The organism is Pseudomonas sp. RC3H12 (assembly GCF_018596375.1).
In the GTDB taxonomy this organism is placed as follows: Bacteria; Pseudomonadota; Gammaproteobacteria; order Pseudomonadales; family Pseudomonadaceae; genus Aquipseudomonas.
The window spans coordinates 1,565,992-1,587,017 of the sequence record NZ_CP075595.1; the positions used below are offsets into that span (position 1 = coordinate 1,565,992).

General features: G+C 64.3%; 18 protein-coding genes and 1 pseudogene. 8 read left to right on the forward strand and 11 right to left on the reverse strand.

Features of this window, described 5'->3' with window-relative positions; all coding sequences use genetic code 11:
• Positions 1-10: 10 nt before the first annotated feature.
• The 5 genes from KHO27_RS07210 to KHO27_RS07230 form a co-directional block, all read right to left on the reverse strand.
• Positions 11-1,492: an aldehyde dehydrogenase gene (locus tag KHO27_RS07210; RefSeq protein WP_046855237.1), complete on the reverse strand. Its 1,482-nt coding sequence runs from the start codon at positions 1,490-1,492 to the stop codon at positions 11-13.
• Positions 1,489-2,322, reverse strand: coding sequence for an alpha/beta fold hydrolase (locus tag KHO27_RS07215; protein WP_110699699.1), 834 nt, complete (start codon positions 2,320-2,322; stop codon positions 1,489-1,491). The genes KHO27_RS07210 and KHO27_RS07215 overlap by 4 nt, the downstream gene beginning before the upstream one ends.
• Before the next feature lie 68 nt (positions 2,323-2,390).
• Complete coding sequence (locus KHO27_RS07220) at positions 2,391-2,987, reverse strand: amino acid synthesis family protein (protein ID WP_110699697.1); 597 nt, start codon at positions 2,985-2,987, stop codon at positions 2,391-2,393.
• A gap of 287 nt (positions 2,988-3,274) precedes the next feature.
• Positions 3,275-4,318 carry an LLM class flavin-dependent oxidoreductase gene (locus tag KHO27_RS07225; RefSeq protein ID WP_110699695.1) on the reverse strand — a complete coding sequence of 348 codons (1,044 nt, stop codon included), beginning with the start codon at positions 4,316-4,318 and terminating at the stop codon, positions 3,275-3,277.
• A 74-nt stretch (positions 4,319-4,392) separates the two neighbouring features.
• On the reverse strand, positions 4,393-4,878 hold the full coding sequence (locus tag KHO27_RS07230; protein WP_023630914.1) for a flavin reductase family protein: 486 nt from the start codon (positions 4,876-4,878) through the stop codon (positions 4,393-4,395).
• A gap of 317 nt (positions 4,879-5,195) precedes the next feature.
• On the opposite strand from KHO27_RS07230, the gene KHO27_RS07235 reads away from it, so the two are divergent.
• Complete coding sequence (locus KHO27_RS07235; RefSeq protein ID WP_110699691.1) at positions 5,196-6,599, forward strand: purine-cytosine permease family protein; 1,404 nt, start codon at positions 5,196-5,198, stop codon at positions 6,597-6,599.
• An 87-nt stretch (positions 6,600-6,686) separates the two neighbouring features.
• On the opposite strand, the gene KHO27_RS07240 is transcribed toward KHO27_RS07235, so the two are convergent.
• The 4 genes and pseudogenes from KHO27_RS07240 to KHO27_RS07250 form a co-directional block, all read right to left on the reverse strand.
• Positions 6,687-7,838 carry a methyl-accepting chemotaxis protein gene (locus KHO27_RS07240; RefSeq protein WP_502937649.1) on the reverse strand — a complete coding sequence of 384 codons (1,152 nt, stop codon included), beginning with the start codon at positions 7,836-7,838 and terminating at the stop codon, positions 6,687-6,689.
• Positions 7,827-8,351, reverse strand: a pseudogene (locus KHO27_RS26525) (MCP four helix bundle domain-containing protein); the annotation flags it as partial. The gene KHO27_RS07240 and the pseudogene KHO27_RS26525, both read right to left, overlap by 12 nt.
• A gap of 128 nt (positions 8,352-8,479) precedes the next feature.
• Positions 8,480-10,105 carry a methyl-accepting chemotaxis protein gene (locus KHO27_RS07245; protein ID WP_214501511.1) on the reverse strand — a complete coding sequence of 542 codons (1,626 nt, stop codon included), beginning with the start codon at positions 10,103-10,105 and terminating at the stop codon, positions 8,480-8,482.
• A 250-nt stretch (positions 10,106-10,355) separates the two neighbouring features.
• Positions 10,356-11,558: an NAD(P)/FAD-dependent oxidoreductase gene (locus tag KHO27_RS07250; protein ID WP_214501512.1), complete on the reverse strand. Its 1,203-nt coding sequence runs from the start codon at positions 11,556-11,558 to the stop codon at positions 10,356-10,358.
• Positions 11,559-11,826: 268 nt separating this feature from the next.
• Here KHO27_RS07250 and KHO27_RS07255 point away from each other — a divergent pair, with 268 nt between their 5' ends.
• From KHO27_RS07255 to KHO27_RS07265, 3 genes are all read left to right on the forward strand, one after another.
• Positions 11,827-12,369 carry an RrF2 family transcriptional regulator gene (locus KHO27_RS07255; protein ID WP_110699683.1) on the forward strand — a complete coding sequence of 181 codons (543 nt, stop codon included), beginning with the start codon at positions 11,827-11,829 and terminating at the stop codon, positions 12,367-12,369.
• Positions 12,370-12,504: 135 nt separating this feature from the next.
• Positions 12,505-13,410 (forward strand): LysR family transcriptional regulator, encoded by a 906-nt coding sequence (locus tag KHO27_RS07260; protein WP_046855246.1) that lies wholly within the window; start codon positions 12,505-12,507, stop codon positions 13,408-13,410.
• 207 nt (positions 13,411-13,617) lie between these two features.
• Entirely contained in the window at positions 13,618-13,905 is a 288-nt protein-coding gene (locus KHO27_RS07265) for a DUF1652 domain-containing protein (protein ID WP_110699681.1), read from the forward strand.
• Here the strand turns inward: KHO27_RS07265 and KHO27_RS07270 are convergent.
• Together KHO27_RS07270 and KHO27_RS07275 are read right to left on the reverse strand one after the other, a co-directional pair.
• Positions 13,880-14,167 carry a hypothetical protein gene (locus KHO27_RS07270; RefSeq protein WP_102682381.1) on the reverse strand — a complete coding sequence of 96 codons (288 nt, stop codon included), beginning with the start codon at positions 14,165-14,167 and terminating at the stop codon, positions 13,880-13,882. The genes KHO27_RS07265 and KHO27_RS07270 overlap by 26 nt on opposite strands.
• 144 nt (positions 14,168-14,311) lie before the next feature.
• Positions 14,312-14,662: a response regulator gene (locus KHO27_RS07275; RefSeq protein WP_110699677.1), complete on the reverse strand. Its 351-nt coding sequence runs from the start codon at positions 14,660-14,662 to the stop codon at positions 14,312-14,314.
• A gap of 254 nt (positions 14,663-14,916) precedes the next feature.
• Here KHO27_RS07275 and KHO27_RS07280 point away from each other — a divergent pair, with 254 nt between their 5' ends.
• Genes KHO27_RS07280 through KHO27_RS07295 form a run of 4 tightly spaced genes read left to right on the forward strand, consistent with a single transcriptional unit; the run spans position 14,917 to position 21,005 of the window.
• A complete protein-coding gene (locus KHO27_RS07280; protein WP_110699674.1) occupies positions 14,917-18,387 on the forward strand; it encodes a response regulator in 3,471 nt (1,156 codons plus the stop codon).
• A gap of 4 nt (positions 18,388-18,391) precedes the next feature.
• Positions 18,392-19,213: a CheR family methyltransferase gene (locus KHO27_RS07285; protein WP_111532454.1), complete on the forward strand. Its 822-nt coding sequence runs from the start codon at positions 18,392-18,394 to the stop codon at positions 19,211-19,213.
• Complete coding sequence (locus KHO27_RS07290; RefSeq protein WP_111532453.1) at positions 19,210-19,785, forward strand: chemotaxis protein CheB; 576 nt, start codon at positions 19,210-19,212, stop codon at positions 19,783-19,785. The genes KHO27_RS07285 and KHO27_RS07290 overlap by 4 nt, the downstream gene beginning before the upstream one ends.
• Entirely contained in the window at positions 19,779-21,005 is a 1,227-nt protein-coding gene (locus tag KHO27_RS07295; protein WP_102682386.1) for a hybrid sensor histidine kinase/response regulator, read from the forward strand. Before KHO27_RS07290 ends, KHO27_RS07295 begins: the two co-directional genes overlap by 7 nt.
• Positions 21,006-21,026 lie beyond the last annotated feature (21 nt).

Genomic DNA, 21,026 nt, shown 5'->3' on the forward strand with positions numbered 1-21,026 from the left:
TGGCGTTCTCCTAGCGCATCACAAAGGGGTCGGGCATGGGCGCTGTGGACAGGTTGATCCACACCGTCTTCAGCTCGGTATAGGCCAGCACCGAGTCGATGCCGCTCTCGCGGCCATAACCGCTGTTCTTGAAGCCGCCGATGGGGGCCATTGCCGAGACGGCGCGGTAGGTGTTGACCCAGATGATCCCCGAGCGCACGTCACGGGCCAGGCGATGGGCGCGGCCCAGGTCGCGGGTCCAGATACCGGCGGCCAGGCCGAACTGCGAGTCGTTGGCCATCGCCAGGGCCTGCTCCTCGGTCTTGAAGCGGATCACCGCGGCGACCGGGCCGAACACTTCTTCCTGCATGATGGTCATCGAGTTGCTGTCGCATTCGAACAGGGTCGGCTCGTAGAACCAGCCGTCACCTTCGACCTCTGCACGTTTGCCGCCCATGCGCAGGGTGGCGCCCTCGGCCTTGGCCGCGGCCACCAGGCCTTCGATCACCGCCAGTTGCTGGGCGGTGGCGATCGGGCCCATCTCGCTGCTGTCGTCCTGCGGGTTGCCGATGCGGATACTTTTGGCGCGGGCGATCAGGCGTTCGACGAACTCGTCGAAGATCTCGTCCTGCACCAGCAGCCGCGAGCCGGCCACGCAGCTTTGCCCGGAGGCGGCATAGATGCCGGCTACGGCGCCGTTGATGGCGCTGTCCAGGTCGGCGTCGGCGAAGATGATGTTCGGTGACTTGCCGCCCAGCTCCAGCGACAGCTTGGCGAAGTTCTCGGCGCTGCTGCGCACCACGTGGCGGGCGGTGGCAGCGCCGCCGGTGAAGGCGATCTTGCGCACCAGCGGGTGGCGGGTCAGCGCCGCGCCGGTGCTTGGGCCGTAACCTGTGACCACGTTGACCACGCCAGCCGGGAAGCCGGCTTCCAGGGCCAGGCGGGCCAGTTCGAGGAGGGTGGCGGAGGCGTGCTCCGAGGGCTTGAGCACGATGGTGTTGCCGGCGGCCAGGGCCGGGGCCAGCTTGATCGCGGTGAGGTACAGCGGGCTGTTCCACGGGATGATCCCGGCCACCACGCCGATCGGCTCGTGCACGGTGTAGGCAAACAGGTCCGGCTTGTCCAGCGGCAGGGTGCCGCCTTCGAGCTTGTCGGCCAGGCCTGCGGTGTAGTGGAAGAACTCCGGCAGGTAGCCGACCTGGCCGCGGGTTTCGCGGATCAGCTTGCCGTTGTCGCGGCTTTCCAGCTGGGCCAGGTGTTCCTTGTTCTCGGCAATCAGGTCGCCGAGGCGGCGCAGCAACTTGCCTCGGGCGGTGGCGGTGAGGCCGCGCCAGGCCTTGCCTTCGAAGGCGCGCTGGGCGGCCTGCACGGCAAGCTCGACATCGGCTTCGCCGGCATCGGGCAGTTGCGCCCAGGCCTTGGCGGTGGCCGGGTCGAGGCTGTCGAAGGTCTTGCCGCTCTGGGCATCGCGCCATTGGCCGTCGATGCACATCTGGAAACGAACGAGGGTCATGCGACTATCCCCTTGGCGGATTCGGAGAGGGTGCGGGCCTGCCTGAGGAAGTCCAGCAGCATCTTGTTGACTTCGCGCGGTGCTTCCACCGGCATCATATGCCTTTGCTCGGCGAGGACCACGCTCTGCGCGCCGGGAATCCGTGCGGCGAGTTGGCGGGTCATGGCCGGAGTGGAACCGCTGTCGAGCTCGCCCGTGGCGATCAGCGTCGGCACCTGGATGTTGCCCAGGTCGGCTTCGCGGTACATGTCCTGGGTGGCGAACAGCGAGTAGGTGGTGTGGTAGCCCTGGGGGTCGTTGCTCGCCAGGATCTGGCGGATGGCGGCGACCTGGGCCGGGTTGGCGGCCTTGTACTCGCGGCTGAACCAGCGCTCGAGCGCGGCGTCGACGTTGGCGTCGGGGCCCTGTTCAAAGGCTTGCGCGGCGCGTGCGATCACCCCGGCGCTCTGCTCGGGGGTGCGGTTGAACACGCTGTTGAGTACCACCAGCGCGGCCAGGCGTTGCGGGTAGTTGAGCGCGAAGGCGCGGGCCACCAGGCCGCCCATGGAAAAGCCGATCACGCAGGCCTGGGCGACCTGCAGGTGGTCGAGCAGTTCAGCAAGCTGCTCGGCATAGCCCTCCAGCGGCGTATCGGCGCTGGGCACGCGGCTCTGGCCATGGCCGAGCATGTCGTAGGCGATGACGCGGTAGTCGTTGGCCAGGCCGACGATCTGCCCGCCCCACATTTCCTTGTTCAGGCCCACGCCGTGGATCAGTACCACGGGCTGGCCCTGGCCCAGGTCCAGGTAACTGGTCCCGGCCGGTGTACGTTCAGCGACAGGCTGAATCATGGAGGGCGCTCCTTGAAGGTCGGGCGCGGCGGGTATGCACGCCACGCCCAGGCCCGTCTTGGTTGTTGTTATTGAGCGTTGGCCTGTTCGGCAGCCAGTTCTTCCAGGTCGATGTAGCGGTTGCCGATGCGTGGGTGCAGGCGACCACCGTCGGCGGCGCCCAGCACCACGACGATTTCGTCGGCACGTGGAGCATCTTCGATCTGCATTTCCAGGGTGATGTAGTGCGAGCGCAGGCCTTCGTCGTCCTTCTGCATCATCGGGATCTGGATCGAGGTGCCGGGGCCGCCGCGTTTGTTGGTGAAGCTCAAGTAGCTCTTGGCCTGCACGGCTTCGCGGTAGTGGTTGCCGAAACGCAGGGTGTGGATTACGGCCGAGGCGTGCTCGATCTCGCCGTCGGCGCCGACCACGGCGGCCTTGCCGTAGGCCTCGATCTTGTCGGCTCCGCCGATGGCGGCAGTCAGGCGCTCGACCATCAGCGCGCCCAGCGCGGAGCAGTTGGCGCGGATCTCCGGCTTGAGGTCTTCGACAAAGCCGCGACCGGCCCATGGGTTCTTGATCACCACGGCCAGGCCGACCATGGTCACCGGCTTGTCGGTGGCTTTGCCGCCTTCGATGCGGGTCTCTTCGGAGTAGGTGACGATCTTGCGGATTTCGAAACTCATGGGGGCTCCTGGTTAGGGTTATCAGCTCTTGTTGTCTGATGGTATACCATAATATTTGATGTGCAAGGGTCGGTCGAAAATTTGTTTTCGTCAGGGGACGAAAGGACCGTTGGTACCTTGATTGCTTTACGTACTGGACTCATCGCGGGGCAAGCCCGCTCCCACGATGCATTCATGTCTGGCGTGGGAGCGGGCTTGCCCCGCGATGAGTAAAAAAGCCCGCCCACGCCGGCCACTGGGGCCAACGCGAGCGGGCTGGTTCCCGCAATCGATCAGGCAAAGGGAATTCAGGTGAAGGCCGGCACCACTTCCTTGATGAACAGCTCCAGCGACTTGCGTTTCTCGGCATGGGGCAGGCTGTTGTCGCACCAGAAGCTGAACTCGTCGACGCCGAGCGCCTGGTAGTACTTGATGCGCGCAATGATTTCTTCCGGCGTGCCGATCATGGTGTTCTTGCGAATGTTCTCCAGCGCGAAGGCCGGCACCTCGGCGAACTTCGATTCCGGGCTTGGTTCGAGGAAGCCATTGACCGGCACGGTCTTGTTGCCGAACCAGGCATCGAAGGTGCGGTAGAAGCGCGAGATGGCCTGGGCACCGACCTTCCAGCCATCCGGCTCGGCCGGGCTGTGCACGTGGGTGTGGCGCAGCACCATCAGCTGTGGGCGCGGCACGTCCGGGTTGTTGTCCAGCGCGGCCTGGAACTTGTTCTTCAGGTCCAGCACCTCTTCGTCGCCTTTCATCAGCGGGGTGACCATGACGTTGCAGCCGTTGGCCACGGCGAAGTTGTGCGAGTCAGGGTCGCGGGCGGCGATCCACATCGGCGGCATGCCCGGTTGTACCGGCTTGGGCACGCTGGTGGAGGTGGGGAAGTTGTAGATCTCGCCTTCATGGGCATAGTCGCCCTGCCACAGCTGCCGCACCGCCGGGACCATCTCGCGCAGGGCCTTGCCGCCATCGGTGGCCGGCATGCCGCCGGCCATGCGGTCGAATTCGAACTGGTAGGCGCCACGGGCCAGGCCCACTTCCATGCGGCCATTGCTGATCACATCGAGCAGGGCGCATTCGCCCGCCACGCGGATCGGGTTCCAGAAGGGCGCGATGATGGTGCCGGCGCCCAGGCGGATTTTCTCGGTGCGTGCGGCCAGGTAGGCCAGCAGCGGCATCGGGCTCGGCGAGATGGTGTACTCCATGGCGTGGTGTTCGCCGATCCACACGGTGCTGAAACCGCCGTCTTCGGCCATCAGGGTCAGTTCGGTGAGGTCTTCGAACAGCTGGCGGTGGCTGACCTGCTCATCCCAACGTTCCATGTGCACGAACAGCGAAAATTTCATGGGGCTTTTCCTCGGAGCTTTGTTGTTTTCGCCCGCCGTGGCAGGCGCTCTAAGTGGAATCAGTCGTCAGGGTCTCAGGCGAAGGCCGGCAGGCTGGCCATCTTGCCGCGGCAATAGACCATCGGGCGAGGCGCCTCCTGCGGGACGATCAGGTTGTGTACCTTGCCGACCATGATGGCGTGGTCGCCGCCTTCGTATTCACGCCACAGTTCGCATTCGATCACGGCGGTGGCGCCAGCCAGGATCGGGTTGCCCAGTTCGCTCAGGGTCCACTCGATGCCAACGGCCTTGTCCTTGCCTTTTTTCGCGAACGCATACGCCTCGGCCTGCTGTTCACCGGAGAGCAGGTGAATGGCGAAGCGCTTGTTCTTCATCAGTACAGGGTAGGAGTCGGAGCTGTAGTTGGGGCAGAACAGCACCAGTGGCGGGTCCATCGACAGGGAGGAGAAGGCGCTGGCGGTGAGGCCGACGATCGAGCCGTCGTCGTCCAGGGTGGTGATGACGGTCACGCCGGAGGGGAAGGAGCCCAGGACGTGCTTGTAGACGGTTGCGTCGATCATCTCGTGTACCTCTGAAAAGGCTGCGGTGGTCCGCGGTTTTTATCGTTGATGTGTCTGATGGTATACCGTAATACCTATATTGCAAGCGGAATTTTCCGTGCGCTGGAGTTCGCGATAAACGGTGCAAGCCCCCGTAATCACTGGTCTTGGTGTAAACCTTCGGGCTGCAAGTCAGTGCATGGAGCGGATCAGTTGTGGTGAAAATGAGCGGCGCAGTGTTGTCAAACTCTTGGAATACCATAATATGGTCTTCAGCTGAGAGGCCGCCCCGAGCGGTTTCCATACAACGATAAAAACGACCTTTCGAGCTGAATCCTATGTCCCAACCGTCGTCGCAACACCATCTCGTCGAGCAACACACGGTCGATTACGTGCCACCGTCCGAGCGCCATGGGAAGGCGCGCGACCTTTTCACCCTGTGGTTCAGCACCAACATCGCGCCGCTGCCGATCGTCACCGGTGCCATGGTGGTCCAAGTGTTCCACCTGAACTTGCTGTGGGGGCTGCTGGCCATCGTGCTGGGGCATCTGCTGGGCGGGGTGGTGATCGCCCTGGCCTCGGCGCAGGGGCCGCAGTTGGGCATTCCGCAGATGGTGCAGAGCCGCGGCCAGTTCGGGCGCTATGGTGCGCTGCTGATCGTGTTCTTCACCGCATTGATCTACGTCGGTTTCTTCATTTCCAACATCGTCCTGGCCGGCAAGTCGATCCACGGCATCGCCCCTGGCGTGCCGATGCCCGGCGCTATCGTCATCGGCGCCCTGAGCGCCACCGCCATCGGGGTGATCGGCTACCGCTTCATCCATACGCTGAACCGCGTCGGCACCTGGGTGATGGGCTCGGCGTTGCTGGCGGGTTTCATCATGATGTTCGCCCAGGAACTGCCGGGCGACTTCTTCAGCCGCGGCGCGTTCAACCTGTCCGGCTTCATCGCCACGGTGTCGCTGGGCATCATCTGGCAAATCAGTTTTTCGCCCTATACCTCGGACTACTCGCGCTACCTGCCCCGTGAAGTCGGCATCGCCAAGCCGTTCTGGGCCACCTACCTCGGGGCCACGCTGGGTACCATCCTGTGCTTCAGCTTCGGTGCGGTGGCGGTGCTGTGCGTGCCGCAAGGCACCGATGCCATGGTGGCGGTCAAGCAGGCCACCGGTTGGCTGGGCCCGGTGCTGATGGTGCTGTTCCTGCTCAACATCATCAGCCACAACGCCCTCAACCTCTACGGTGCGGTGTTGTCGATCGTCACCGCGATCCAGACCTTCGCCGCCCATTGGACGCCGAGCATCAAGCTGCGGGTGCTCCTGGCGGGGGTGATCCTGGTGGGTTGCGGTCTGGTGGCGCTGAACGCCTCGGCGGACTTCATCGGGCAGTTCATCGGGCTGATCCTGGCGCTGTTGCTGGTGCTGGTGCCGTGGGCGTCGATTAACCTGGTGGACTTCTACCTGATCAAGCGCGGCGAGTACGACATTGCTTCGATCTTCCGTGCCGACGGCGGCATCTACGGGCGTTTCAACCACCACGCGATCATCGCCTATGCCTGCGGCATCCTCGTGCAGCTGCCGTTCGCCAATACGTCGCTGTATGTCGGGCCGTACTCGAACATCGTAGAAGGGGCGGATCTGTCGTGGCTGTTCGGGCTGTTGGTGACAGTGCCGCTGTATTACTGCCTGGCGACGCGGGCTCAGCCGGAAAAGGCGCAGCGGGTGGTCGGCGTCAAATCCTGAGATCCGCGCCAAACTGATCGCGGGGCATGCCAGATCCTGCGCAACCCTTGCCGGAACGGGTGTGCCCCGCGATGTTCGTCAGGCCGTTCAGACTTTGAACTGCGCGACCAGCCCATTGAGCTCCAGCGCCAGCTGCGACAGGTCCTGGGCCGATGCGCTGGTCTGGTTGGCCCCGGTGGTCGTCTGCATTGCCAGCTCGCGGATATTCACCAGGTTGCGGTCCACTTCCCGGGCCACCTGCGCCTGCTCCTCGGTGGCGTTGGCGATCACCAGGTTACGCTGGTTGATCGAGGTGATGGTCCGCGAGATGACCTCCAGAGCCTGACCGGCCGACTGCGCCACCTCCAAGGTGCCGCTGGCGCGGCCCTGGCTGCTGTGCATGGCGCTGACCGCCCGCTCGGTGCCGATCTGGATGCCGCCGATCATCTGCTCGATCTCCGCGGTGGACTGCTGGGTACGGTGAGCCAGTGCGCGTACCTCGTCGGCGACCACGGCAAAGCCACGGCCTGCCTCGCCAGCTCGGGCGGCCTCGATGGCGGCATTGAGCGCCAGCAGGTTGGTCTGGCCGGCGATGGCGCCGATCACATCCAGTACGCGGGTAATGTCGTTGGCGCTGTTGGCCAGCTGTTCGATCTCTGCGGCGGTGCCAGTGACGTCATCGACCAGGTGCTGGATCGAGGCGAGGGCCTGGTTGACCTGGTCTCGGCCGTCACGGGTGGTCTGGTCCGCACCCTGCGAAGCTTCGGCAGTGCTCACGGCGTTGCTGGCCACCTCCTCGACGGCGCTGGTCATCTGGTTGACCGCAGTGGCGGCCTGGTCGATCTCGGTGCTCTGCTGCAGCAAGCCACGGCTGGTGTCCTCGGTGACGCTGTGCAGCTCCTCCGAGGCCGAGGCCAGGCGGTTGGAGGACGCGGCGATCTTGCCAATAGTGTCGCGCAGGCTTTGCTGCATGCGGCGCAGGGCGTGCAGCAGCAACGCCGGTTCGTCCTGGCCAACGACCACGATCTCGTGGGTAAGGTCGCCAAGGGCAACGCGCTCGGCCACTATAACGGCCTCCGCCAGAGGCGTAACGACACTGCGGGTGAACAACAAGGCGATGGTGACCAGCACCAGCGTGATCAGCAACAGCGCAATGACGATGACGCGCAAGGCATCGTCTCCAACATCGCTGCTGTGCTGCGAGGCGGCGTGCGCACCTTTGTAGTTGAATTCGACCAGTGTCGTCAGCGCTTCCATCATATGGTCCGCCCGCTGGACCAGCGGGCCGCTGATCAGTTGCTTGGCTTGCGTCATGCGGCCTTCACTGATGCTCGCGAGTACCTGGAGCTGCAGGTCGGTGTATTGCTTGCGCGCCACGATGAAGGTATTGAACAGGTTGCGATCCTGCGGGCCATCGATGGTCAGCTCGTAGGCGTCCAGGCTGTTGCGCAACGCATCTTCAATGCTGTTGAGCAAGTGGATGCTCGCCCCCTCGCCGCTATTGTCCTCGAGGGCGGCACGCAGTGTGGCCGCACGCTCCTGGGCAAGGCTGGCACTGATTCCGTTGAGCGCGATCATGGCCGGTAGCCAGTTGACACGGATTTCATCCGTGGCACTGTCCATACGTTGCGTTTCGTACACGACGACCCCTCCCATGGACAAAATGAGAACAGCCAGGGTGGTGAAAAAGCAGCCAGCCCTTTTGCCGATTTTCATGTTTCTAAGCAGCATGGATATTCCTTGACGTGAGAAAAATTTGTACGTCAAGAGCATGGTGGAGCGGCGACTTACGGAGTAGTCGCCCGATACCACAAGGTACTGCGAGTTTTTCCGACTTTTTGTCCGCGTGAATTGTGATGTGACGGGGGCGCAGGGCTGCGCCCCACACTACTCTGGACGGTTCAGACCTTGAACTGCGCCACCATCCCATTCAGCTCCACCGCCAGGCGTGAAAGGTCCTGGGCCGCCGCGCTGGTCTGGTTGGCGCCAGCCGAAGTCTGCATTGCCAGGTCGCGGATGTTCACCAGGTTGCGGTCCACTTCCCGCGCCACCTGGGCCTGCTGCTCAGAGGCCGTGGCGATCACCAGGTTGCGCTGGTTGATCGTGGCGATTGCCTCGGCGATCAGCTCCAGGGCCTGGCCGGCCGATTGCGCCACTTCAAGGGTGCCGCCGGCGCGGCCCTGGCTGCGGTGCATGGCGCTGACCGCACGCTCGGTGCCGGTCTGGATGCCGTCGATCATCTGCTCGATTTCCGCCGTGGACTGCTGAGTGCGGTGGGCCAGGGCGCGCACTTCGTCGGCGACCACGGCGAAGCCGCGGCCCGCCTCGCCGGCACGGGCGGCCTCGATGGCGGCGTTGAGGGCCAGCAGGTTGGTCTGGCCGGCGATCGAACCGATCACGTCAAGCACCTGGCTGATCTGGTTGGCGTGGCTGGCCAACTGCTCGATTTCCTCGGCGGTGCCGGTCACGTCATCGACCAGGTGCTGGATCGAGGCCAGTGCCTGGTTGACCTGGTCGCGACCATCGCGGGTGGTGCGGTCGGCGCCCTGGGAGGCATCGGCGGTGCTCACGGCGTTGCTGGCCACTTCTTCGACGGCGGCGGTCATCTGGTTGACCGCGGTGGCGGCCTGGTCGATCTCGGCACTTTGCTGGTGCAGGCCGCGGCTGGTGTCCTCGGTGACCGTGTGCAGTTCCTCGGAGGCCGAGGCCAACTGGTCGGAGGAGGCGGCGATCCGCCGCAAGGTGTCGCGCAGGCTGTGCTGCATGCGGCTCAGGGCGCGCAGCAGCAAGGCCGGCTCGTCGCGGCCGAGCACGGTTATCTCGCGGGTCAGGTCGCCGGTGGCGACGCGCTCGGCCACGGCGACGGCGTCGGCCAGCGGGACGATGATGCTGCGGGTGAGGAGGGTGGCGATGCCGACCAGCGCGAGCAGGATCACGGCGATGGCGCCGATGATCAGGGCAAAGGCTTCGTCGGAGGCCGCGCTGCTGCGCTGCGAGGCCTGCTCGGCGCCCTGGGTGTTGTAGGCGATCAGTTCGCCCAGGGCCTTCATCATGCTGTCGGCGTACTCGGCCAGCGGGCCGTTGACCAGGCGACGGGCTTCGTCCAGCTGATCGTTGCCGGCGGCGTTGCGAATGGCTTTCTGCAGGCCGTGGTAACGCTCGCTAAGACCGATGAAGGCATCGAACAGGGCGCGGTCGTCGGCTTCGATGATGGTGCGCTCGTAGGCCTTGAGGTCGCTTTCGAGCTGCTGGTTGACCTGGACGATCTTGTCCAGGGTGGCGTGGCGGGCGCTGCTGCTGTCCTCCAGGACACTGCGCAAGGTGAGGGCACGGGCCCGGCCCAGGTTGCTGCTGACCTCGCCCAGGGCGAGTACCGCAGGCATCCAGGTGATGCGGATTTCGTCGGTGGCGCTGTCCATCCTGCGGGTTTCGTAGAGGGCGACCAGGCCCATGGCCAGGACCAGGATCCCGAGCAGGGTGAACATTCCTGCTGCCCGAATGCCGATCTTAACGTTCCGTAACTGCATGCGACGCTCCTTGACGGTGGCTGCAGGCGTCAAGAGCGCGGACGGACCGGGCTCGGCTGGTAGGGCTCTCGATGCACTGCGAAAGGGGTTATATCCTCACGGTTCATGTTGTTTTTTCCGAATAATGACACAGTGCCACTATTATTGACCAGTCGTTCAATGAAAGCCCGCCCCCCTTGGTATGCCGTCACTTGCTGACTGCGTGCCTCCATTCCGTCGCAAAAAGGGCCGCAGAGCGGCCCTTTCTTGATCATGCAACGATCGGGATCAATGGGTCGGCAGCCGCCAGCGCCTGGGCGCGATCCGCTGCCGGGGGGTAGATCCACACCGTGTTGATCTGGCGCTTGAGGTGCTTGCCGTCCTCGCCCTGCAGGTGCAGTTCGCGTTCCCAGCCTTCGCTGTAGGCCGCGCCCCATTCGCCCAGGTCCAGGCAGGTGACGTACTTGGGCTGGCGATAGATCACCGGCTCCACGCCCAGCAGGTCGGCCATGGCGTTGTTGCCCGAATGGCGGCCCATGGGAATGGCGTGCTGGCAGGTCATCAGCGCGTGGTTGCCCAGGTCGTCGACCGCGGCGCGGGCGACATCGCCGGTGGCGTAGATGTAGTCCTGGCCAACGACTTTCAGGTGACCGTCGACTTTCAGGCGGCCCAGGCCGTCACGCTCGCCCGCGATCTGGGCGGTCAACGGGCTGGCCTTGACCCCCACGGTCCAGATCACGGTCTTGCTGGCGATGTATTCGCCGTTGTCCAGGGTCACGCCCCCCGCATCCACCGCCACCACCGAGGTGCCAGTCAGCCATTGCACGCCGGCCTGCTCGCTGGCGCTGACGATGGCCGGGGTGATCCCGGCGCCGAGCGCGGCACCGATGCTGGCGCCACGGTCGATCAGCACCACGCGGGCCTGGCCTTCGCCGAGGATGGCGCGCAGCCGGGATGGCAGCTCGGTGGCCGTTTCGATACCGGTGAAGCCACCGCCGCACACTACCACGGTGTTGCGCGCCGGGGAGGCCGGCAGGCTGGCCAGGCTGTGCAGGTGCTGCTCCAGGCGAGTGGCCGACTCCATCTGGTCGACATCGAAGGTGTGCTCGGCCAGGCCCGGGACGGCGGGGCGGGCCACCTGGCTGCCGGCGGCGAGGATCAGGCGATCGTAGGCGAGCTGGTGCGGGCGGCTGTCGGCATCGCGATAACCGACCTGGCGGGCGTCGCTGTCGATGGTGTCGACGGTGCCGTGGATGAACTCCACCCCCACCACGTCGAACAGTGCCTCCAATGGCGCCTGCAAGCTGTGCACGTCGGCTTCGTAGAAGCGTGGGCGGATCCGCAATTGCGGCTGCGGGGCCAGCACACTGATGCGCACGTCGCCGCGCTGGGCCTGGTCGAGCAGGCGGGCGGCGCTCAGGGCGCTCCAGACACCGGCAAAGCCGGCACCGATGATCAGGATACGAGAGGTCATGAAGGTGCTCCGCAAGGTAGGAAAGGGCTTCGACGAAGCATGTGCTGCTTGTCGAATAACTGCGACTGTATTGATCGTAGTTTAATCCGGCAAGTGTTTTTTACGCATCGGGTTGTTCGCCAACCGCCATGAAACGCGCAGATACCTTGTGTTTACTGGCGTAAAGCGGGGTCTTGATCGGCCAGTGCGACGACGGGCGGCTACGCCCGGCTTTGCTTGCCAGCGCTGAAGGGCGTACTATTTGCGACAAATTCAGTCGGAGATTCATATGTCCCTCTACAGTGCAGGCGTCGAGTACGGCATCCACTGCCTGCTGTTTCTGGTGGACGAGCGTGGCGACAGCCGCGAGTCCAGCGTGCGCGACCTGGCCGAGCTGCAGGGGGTGCCCCAGGAGTACCTGGCCAAGGTCTTTACCAAGCTCGCCCGGGCCGGGCTGGTGGCCGCGACCGAAGGCGTGCGCGGCGGGTTTCACCTGGCGCGGCCTTCCGACGAAATCACCGTGCTGGATATCGTCACGGCCATCGATGGGCCGAAGAAGCTCTTCGATTGCCGGGAGATCCGCGAGCGCTGCGCGGTGTTCGAAGGTTCGGCGCCAGGCTGGGCGACCGAGGGCACCTGTGCGATCCACGCGGTGATGCTGGGGGCGCAGAAACGCATGGAGGAGGCGCTGGCCCAACAGACCATCCTCGACCTGGCGCGGCGGTTCGGGCGCAAGGCGCCGGCCGAGTTCGGGCAGAAGGTCAATGACTGGATGAGCGAGCGACGCGACGGCAAGGGCAGCGCTGGCGATATTCCGTTGCAGGCGGTCTGACCGCCTGGACCACCACGGAAAATGCTGCTCAACCCCGAGGTAAATCCTTGCCTGGGTGATCCGCCCGCGCGCCTCAAGGCGAGGTAAGCTGACAGGAAAATCCCGCGCGCCGCCCACGGCGCCAGAGAGGTCAGCGTGGCTTCCTACACCTTGCGCCAACTGAAGTACTTCGTCACCACCGTGGAGGCCGGCAGCGTCGCCGAGGCCTCGCGCCAGTTGTACATCGCCCAGCCTTCGATCTCCACGGCGATCAAGAGCCTGGAAGAGAGCTTTGGCGTGCAGCTGTTCATACGCCATCACGCCCAGGGCGTGTCACTGACGCCCAGCGGCAAGCGTTTCTACGCCAAGACCCGGTCCCTGTTGCAGATGGCCCACGAGTTCGAGCAGAACGCCCTGGCCGACAACGACACGGTGGCCGGGCAGATCGACATCGGCTGTTTCGAGACCGTGGCGCCGCTGTATTTGCCGCGGCTGATCGCAGGCTTTCGCGAGCGCTACCCAGGGGTGGACATCCGCCTGCGCGACGGCGAGCAACAGGACCTGATCCAGGGGCTGACGGCCGGTACCTTCGACCTGGCGTTTCTCTATGACCATGACCTGGACGGCACCATCGAGACCGAGCCGCTGATGCCGCCACAGAAACCCTATGTGCTGCTGCCGGAAAAGCACCGCTTCGCCGGCCAGGCCCAGGTGTCATTGCGTGACCTGTGCCCCGAACCGATGATCCTGCTCGACGTGGCGCCCAGCCGCACCTACTTCGTCAGCCTGTTCAACGAACTGGGGCTGACGCCGAACATCGTCTTCAGCTCCCCGTCGATCGAGATGGTCCGGGGCATGGTGGGGCAGGGCTTCGGTTTCTCGCTGCTGGTCACCCGGCCGCACTCGGAATTCACCTACGACGGGCAGCGCCTGGTGACGCTGGCGATTGCCGAGCCAGTGACGCTGTCGGGGTTGGCGGCGGCGCACCTCAAGCGTGTGCAACTGACCAAACCGGCGCAGTTGTTCGTGGAATTCTGCCGTGAGGAACTGGCAAGGATGTAGTGCTGACCGCCCGTCGCCTGCAGTGTGAAGACGACCGAACGTTGCCCGGCCAGCGGTTTCTTCCACTAAGGTGCTAGAGGCATTGAGGCGTTGTCATCACTGGGGCGAATGGACCTGCGCCTCTTCATGGGCAATCTCAATTGGCATCCTGCCCGTCGAGGGCGTACCACACCCAACAGGCCATCCAGTACAAGAGAGGGTCGTACCATGTCGTTGATTGGCGTTTCGATGCTTGAGATGCGGCAGATGATCGAACAGGCCTGCCTGCCCGACCGCTGCGAGGTGAGCTGTGCGGACGGCGAGCACCTCACCATTCGTCTGGGCCAGGGCTCGAGCCTGGACGATTGCCTTACCGTGAGGGACGTGCCGATTGCCAGCCTCAATACCTGCCATGACCTGCTGGGCCTTGTGAGTCGGGTCAAGGCACAACGTGATGCCCCGCCGGCGCCCGCAAAGCGATTGCCTGACGTCATTGCAACTCGAGCAGCAGGTTGATGCCGCCGTCGCCGCATTTGACGTGTTCACGGACCACGCCCCGATAATTGCGCCCCTCCCAGGCGAAGGCGACGCTGTGCGCCTTCTCCACCTTGCCGGGTAACGGCGGTTCAATATGCAGGCGCAGCGCGGGGCGGCCCTGCAGGCTGAGGGCGGCCAACTGGACCTGACACATGGCGCGTTGGGCCACCGGGCCGAACAGGGTATCGCGGACGAAGTCCAGTTCCAGGCAAGCGCAAGGGGCACGACAGGGCATCTTCATGGTGGCTTTCCGACGAGAGAGGCATACCTCGAAGGTTGGAAGCCTAAAGGCGCGAGACGTTCAAATTAATTTCAGTTGGCCTCTGGCATGGGCACGGTCCCTATGGAGCCGGCTTGCCGGCGATGGGCCGCAAGCCTTCAGGGTTCACGGTGCGCCAAGAATCTCCAGCACTTTGTCGCGCAACTGGTCGATGCTGAACGGCTTGCCGATCAGGTGCATGCCTGGGGGCACGTTGAAGCTCTCGGCGTAGCCACTGGCGAACAGCACCGGCAGGTTCGGCCGGCTTTCCCGAGCCTTGGCCGCCAACTTCTCGCCGCGCAGGTCAGGCAACCCCACGTCGGTCATCAACAGCGCCAGCGATTGCGTGGGGTCCTCGATGATCTTGAGGGCCGCGGCAGCGCTGTCGGCCTCGATGGCGGCATAGCCCAGTTCGTCGAGCACTTCGACTATCAGCATGCGAACGATGTCGTCGTCTTCGACTACCAGAAGGTGCATTGTGTGGATCCTGTTTCGATGGATTGTCTCTACTCTGTGCGCGGGGCCTGGGCAGAAGTTCCCAAGCTTAACGGCATGGGCAAATAGATGGAACGATTGCTGCAGACAGGCTTCAAATACTGGCTAAATGCCCTGCCGGTTCCGCAAAAGCTGGTTAGACTCGCTGTATTCGCGGTCGGTCTGGCGCAGGGCAATACTTACACGACGTAGACGCCGGTCTGTTCAATGGACTTATTTCGCTCGGGCACTTTCACATGATTCAAGCAGCCTCGATGGACCAACGCAGTTTTCGCAAACTGCTGAGCCGCAACGTCGGCCTGCCCCTGGGAGTGGGGCTACTGGGCGCCGTGGCCTTTGTCGCGGTGATCTACTACCTGCTTTCGGCCATGCAGTGGGTCGAGCACACCGATCGGGTGATCGGCAATGCCAACGAGACGATCAAGCTGTCGATCGACATGGAAACCGGCATGCGCGGCTATCTGCTGACAGGCGAAGAGCGTTTCCTCGACCCCTATGAAGTGGCAAAGCCACGCATCTTCGGCAGCCTGGACAGCCTGCGGGCAATGGTGGCCGACAACCCTCAGCAAGTCGACCGCATCGACCGCATTGCGGCGCTGCAGCGCGAGTGGAACACCTTCGGCAACGAAGTCATCAGCCAGCGGCGCAGCCAGCAGGGTGATGTGGTGTCGTCGATTGGCCGTGGCCGCGGCAAGCGCCTGACCGACGAGATCCGCAAGGAGTTCGAGACCTTCATCAACACCGAGCAGCAACTGCGCACGACGCGCAACGAGACGGTCAGCACGGTCACCATGACCGCCATCTCGGCGTTCGTGCTGTTCATCGTAGCCCTGAGCGCGTTGCTCGCCTACCTGGGGCGGCGTGACCTGCTGGCCTTGTCGGCCAGTTACGTGGAAAACCTGGAGGCCCAGCAGCGCGCCACCGAGCGCCTCGAACACCAGGCCTGGCTACGGGCCGGGCAGACGCAGTTGTCCGAGCAGGTCCTGGGCCAGCTGACCCTGCCGATGCTGGGCGACAACATCCTGCGTTTTTTTGCCGGCTACCTGGGTAGTGTGGTCGGGGCCCTGTACGTGCGCGACGAGCATGGCAGCCTGGTGCGTGTCGCCAGCTACGGGCTCGATGCCGAACAGCAGGCCCGCGACCCCCGCCTGGGCGATCATGGCAGCCTGCTTGGCCAGGCGGTGATCCAGGGCCGCCTATTGTCCCTGGACAATCTGCCCGAGGATTACTACCGGCTCAGTTCCGGCCTGGGCAGCGGCCTGCCGCGCAGCGGCGTGCTGGTGCCGGCCCGCGAGGACGGACGGATCAATGGCGTGCTGGAGCTGGGGTTCCTGCGCATGTTGCAGACGCGCGACTGCGAGCTACTGGAGCGCGTGGCCGAGAACGTCGGCGTGTCCATCGAAAGCGCCCGCTATCGCCAGCGCCTGCAGGAAGTGCTGGCCGAGACCCAGCAGCTCAACGAAGAACTGCAGGTGCAGCAGGAGGAGCTCAAGACCGCCAACGAGGAGCTCGAGGAGCAGTCGCGGGTGCTCAAGGAATCCCAGGCCCACCTGGAGACCCAGCAGGCCGAACTTGAGCAGACCAATGAGCAACTGGCCGAGCGCACCGAGGCCCTGGACCGCAAGAACAGCGAGCTGAACCAGGCCCAGGTCGAGTTGCAGGCCCGCGCCGACGACCTGCAGCGCTCGAGCAAGTACAAGTCCGAGTTCCTTGCCAACATGTCCCATGAACTGCGCACGCCGCTCAACAGCTCGCTGATCCTGGCCAAGCTGCTGGCCGAGAACGCCGAAGGCAATCTCAGCGAGGAGCAGGTGAAATTCGCCGAGTCGATCTATTCGGCTGGCAACGACTTGCTCAACCTGATCAACGATATTCTCGACATCGCCAAGGTCGAGGCCGGCAAGCTGGAAGTGCGCGCCGAAAGCACCCCGCTGGAGCGCCTGGTCGAAGGCCTGCAGGGCATGTTCCGGCCGTTGGCGCAGGACAAGGGCCTGTCCTTCGCCGTGCAGCTGGAGCAGCCGTTGCCGGCGTCCCTGTTCACCGACCGTCAGCGCCTGGAACAGATTCTCAAGAACCTGCTGTCCAACGCCATCAAATTCACCGAGCGCGGCCAGGTCAGCCTGCGCATCAGCCACCAGACGGGCCTGGGCATCGTCTTCGCGGTGCGCGACACCGGCATAGGCATTGCCGCCGACCAGCAGCAGGCGATCTTCGGCGCCTTCCACCAGGTCGATGGCACCAGCAACCGGCGCTATGGCGGCACGGGCCTGGGCTTGTCCATCTCCCGTGACCTGGCCCACCTGCTTGGCGGACAGATCAATGTCGACAGCAGCCCGGGGCAGGGCAGCGTGTTCAGCCTGATCTTGCCCGAGCACTTCGAGCCCTCCGCGCAGCAGGTCGAGGTGCACAGCCTTCGCCCGGCGGTCGACGAACTGCCGCCGCCACCGCCAGTGCCGACACCCGTGCGCAGCGAGCGTCCGACCCCGGCCTTTGCCGATGACCGCGAGCGGGCGCCGTTCGGCAACCGCTGCATCCTGGTGATCGAGGACGAGCCGAATTTCGCCCGCATCCTCTTCGACCTGGCCCACGAGCTGGGTTACAGCTGCCTGGTTGCCCATGCCGCCGACGAGGGCTTCGAGCTGGCCGCCCAGTACTTGCCCGACGCTATCCTGCTGGACATGCGCCTGCCTGACCATTCCGGGCTCACCGTGCTGCAGCGCCTGAAGGAGCAGGCCAGTACCCGGCACATTCCGGTGCATATCATTTCGGTCGAGGACCGGGTCGAGGCGGCCATGCACATGGGCGCGGTGGGCTACGCGGTCAAGCCCACCAGCCGCGAGGAGCTCAAGGCAGTGTTCGGTCGCCTGGAGGCCAAGCTGACGCAGAAGCTCAAGCATATCCTGCTGGTGGAGGACGACGACCTGCAGCGCGAGAGCATCGCCCGCCTGATCGGCGACGACGATATCCAGATCACTGCCGTAGCCATGGCCCAGGACGCCCTGGCGCTGCTGCGCGAGAACATCTACGACTGCATGATCATCGACCTCAAGCTGCCCGACATGCTCGGCAATGAGCTGCTCAAGCGCATGACTGCCGAAGACATTCGCAGCTTCCCGCCGGTGATCGTCTACACCGGGCGCAACCTCACCCGCGAGGAGGAGGCCGACCTGCTCAAGTATTCGCGCTCGATCATCATCAAGGGCGCGCGTTCGCCCGAGCGCCTGCTCGACGAGGTGACGCTGTTCCTGCACAAGGTCGAGTCGCAGCTGTCCAACGAACGCCAGCGCATGCTCAAGACCGCCCGCAGCCGCGACAAGGTGTTCGAGGGGCGCAAGATCCTGCTGGTGGACGATGATGTGCGCAATATCTTCGCCCTGACCAGCGCCCTGGAACACAAGGGCGCCATCGTCGAGATCGGGCGCAACGGGCGTGAGGCCATAGAATGCCTGGAAGCCAACGACGACATCGACCTGGTACTGATGGACGTGATGATGCCGGAAATGGACGGCTACGAGGCGACCCGGCTGATCCGCCAGCAACCGCGCTGGCGCAAGCTGCCGATCATCGCCGTGACCGCCAAGGCGATGAAGGATGACCAGCAGCGTTGCCTGCAGGCTGGGGCCAACGACTACCTGGCCAAACCGATCGAGCTGGACCGCCTGTTCTCGCTGATCCGGGTCTGGCTGCCGCAATTGGAGCGAATCTGAAATCTTGACCAGTGAACGCAATACCGATATCGAGATCCGGCTGCTGATCGAGGCGATCTACCTCAAGTACAGCTACGATTTTCGCGATTACTCCGGCGCTTCGATCAAGCGCCGGATCCTCCATGCCGTGCGCCAGTTCGACTGCCGCACGGTATCGTCGTTGCAGGAGCGGGTGCTGCACGACCCGGGCATGTTCCTCGAGCTGCTGCAGTACCTGACGATCCCGGTCAGCGAGATGTTCCGCGACCCCGGGCACTTCCTGGCACTGCGCAACGAAGTGGTGCCGCTGCTGCGCACCTGGCCGTCGCTGAAGATCTGGATCGCCGGTTGCAGCACCGGCGAGGAGGTGTACTCCATGGCCATCCTGCTGCGCGAGGAAGGCCTGCTCGAGCGCACCATCCTCTATGCCACCGACATCAATCCACACTCGTTGGAGCGGGCCAAGCAGGGTATCTACTCGATGCAGAGCATGCGTGAGTACGAAGAGAACTACCGCAAGGCCGGAGGCCGGCGCGACTTTTCCGAGTACTACACCAGCGCCTATGGCAACGCCATCATGGACGCCAGCCTGCGTGACAACGTGACCTTCGCCGATCACAGCCTGGCCACTGACAGCGTGTTCTCCGAGACGCAACTGGTGTCGTGCCGCAATGTGTTGATCTACTTCAACAAGGGCCTGCAGGACCGTGCCCTGGGGCTGTTCCACGAGTCGCTGTGCCACCGCGGTTTCCTGGTGCTGGGCAGCAAGGAGTCGGTGGACTTCTCGGCCTACGGCGAGCGTTTCGAGCCGTTGGTGCGGCCCGAGCGGATCTACCGCAAGACATGAACAGCGTGCGTGCGATTGTCATTGGCGCCTCGGCGGGTGGCGTGTCGGCACTGTTCAGCGTGCTCGGCGCGCTGCCCGACCATTTTGCCATCCCGGTGTTGTGCGTGCTGCACCTGCCCGATGATCGCCACAGCCAGCTGGCCGAGGTGCTGCAACGCCGCCTGCGCCGCCCGGTTCGCGAGGCCTTCGACAAGGCGCGGATAGAGCCGGGGCTGATCTATGTGGCGGGGCCGGGCTATCACCTGTCGGTGGAGCGTGATTGCACCTTGTCGTTGAGCCAGGAGGAACCGGTGCATTTCTCGCGACCGGCCATTGATATTCTTTTCGAGTCGGCCGCCGACGCCTATGGCCCGGAGCTGCTCGGCGTATTGCTCACCGGGGCCAATGAAGACGGTGCCCGAGGGCTTCTGCATATCAGACAAAGCGGTGGCCGGACGGTCGTCCAGGACCCCCGCGAAGCACAGGTCGCGTTGATGCCGGAGGCCGCCCTGGCCCTGCACGACCCGGACCATATTCTTTCCCTGAGTGGTATCGGGCAGTTGCTCGCTACCCTGGAACCCAGCGCATGCTAAGCCACATCACCGCGAAACTGCTGATCGTCGACGACCTGCCGGAAAACCTGCTGGCCCTGGACGCCCTGATCCACGGCGATGACCGCGAGGTGTACCAGGCCCAGTCCGCCGACGAGGCGTTGTCGCTCCTGCTCGAGCACGAGTTCGCCCTGGCCATTCTCGATGTGCAGATGCCGGGCATGAACGGTTTCGAGCTGGCCGAGCTGATGCGCGGCATGGAGAAGACCCGCAACATCCCCATCGTCTTCGTCAGTGCCGCCGGGCGCGAGATGAACTATGCCTTCAAGGGTTACGAGAGCGGGGCGGTGGATTTCTTGCACAAACCACTGGAAACCCTGGCGGTGAAGAGCAAGGTGTCGGTGTTTGTCGACCTGTTCCGTCAGCGCAAGGCGCTGGACCGTCAGTTGCAGGCTTTGGAGCAGGGCCGCCAGGAGCAGGAACTGTTGCTCAACCAGTTGCAGCTGGCCCGTGGCGAGCTGGAGCGGGCGGTGCGCATGCGCGACGACTTCATGTCGATCGTCTCCCATGAGGTGCGTACGCCACTCAACGGGCTGATCCTGGAAACCCAGTTGCGCCGCATGCACCTGTCCCGCGGCAACCTCGCGGCGTTCAGCGAGGACAAGCTCAAGGCCATGGTCGAGCGCGACGAGCGTCAGATCAACAGCCTGATCCGCCTGGTCGAGGACATGCTCGATGTCTCGCGGATTCGCACCGGCAAGCTGTCGATCCGGCCGCGCACCTTCGACCTTGGCCAGCTGGTACGCGGGCTGGTGGAGAACTTCGCCGCCCAGGCCAGCGCGGTGGATACCGTCATCGAGCTGCAGCGTTGCGATGCCTTGCAGGGCGAGTGGGACGAATTCCGGATTGAACAGGTGGTGGCCAACCTGTTGTCCAATGCCTTGCGCTACGGCAATCGCAAGCCTGTGCAGGTGCGGGTGTTCGAAGAGGATGCCATGGCCTGCGTGCAGGTGCAGGACCAGGGTATCGGCATCGATGCGCAGAACCAGCAGCGGATCTTCCAGCAGTTCGAGCGTGTCGCCGCGCAGCAGGCCAGTGGCGGCCTGGGCCTGGGGCTGTACATTTCCGAGCAGATCATCCTCGCCCATGGCGGGCGGATCCAGGTCCACAGCCAGGTTGGAGCAGGGTCGACGTTCACTGTCCAGCTGCCGCTATCGGTGTTGCCGCACGCCTGTGACCAGACCCGGGCAACCTCTGCGTAAAGCTGCGGTCTGATAGCCAAC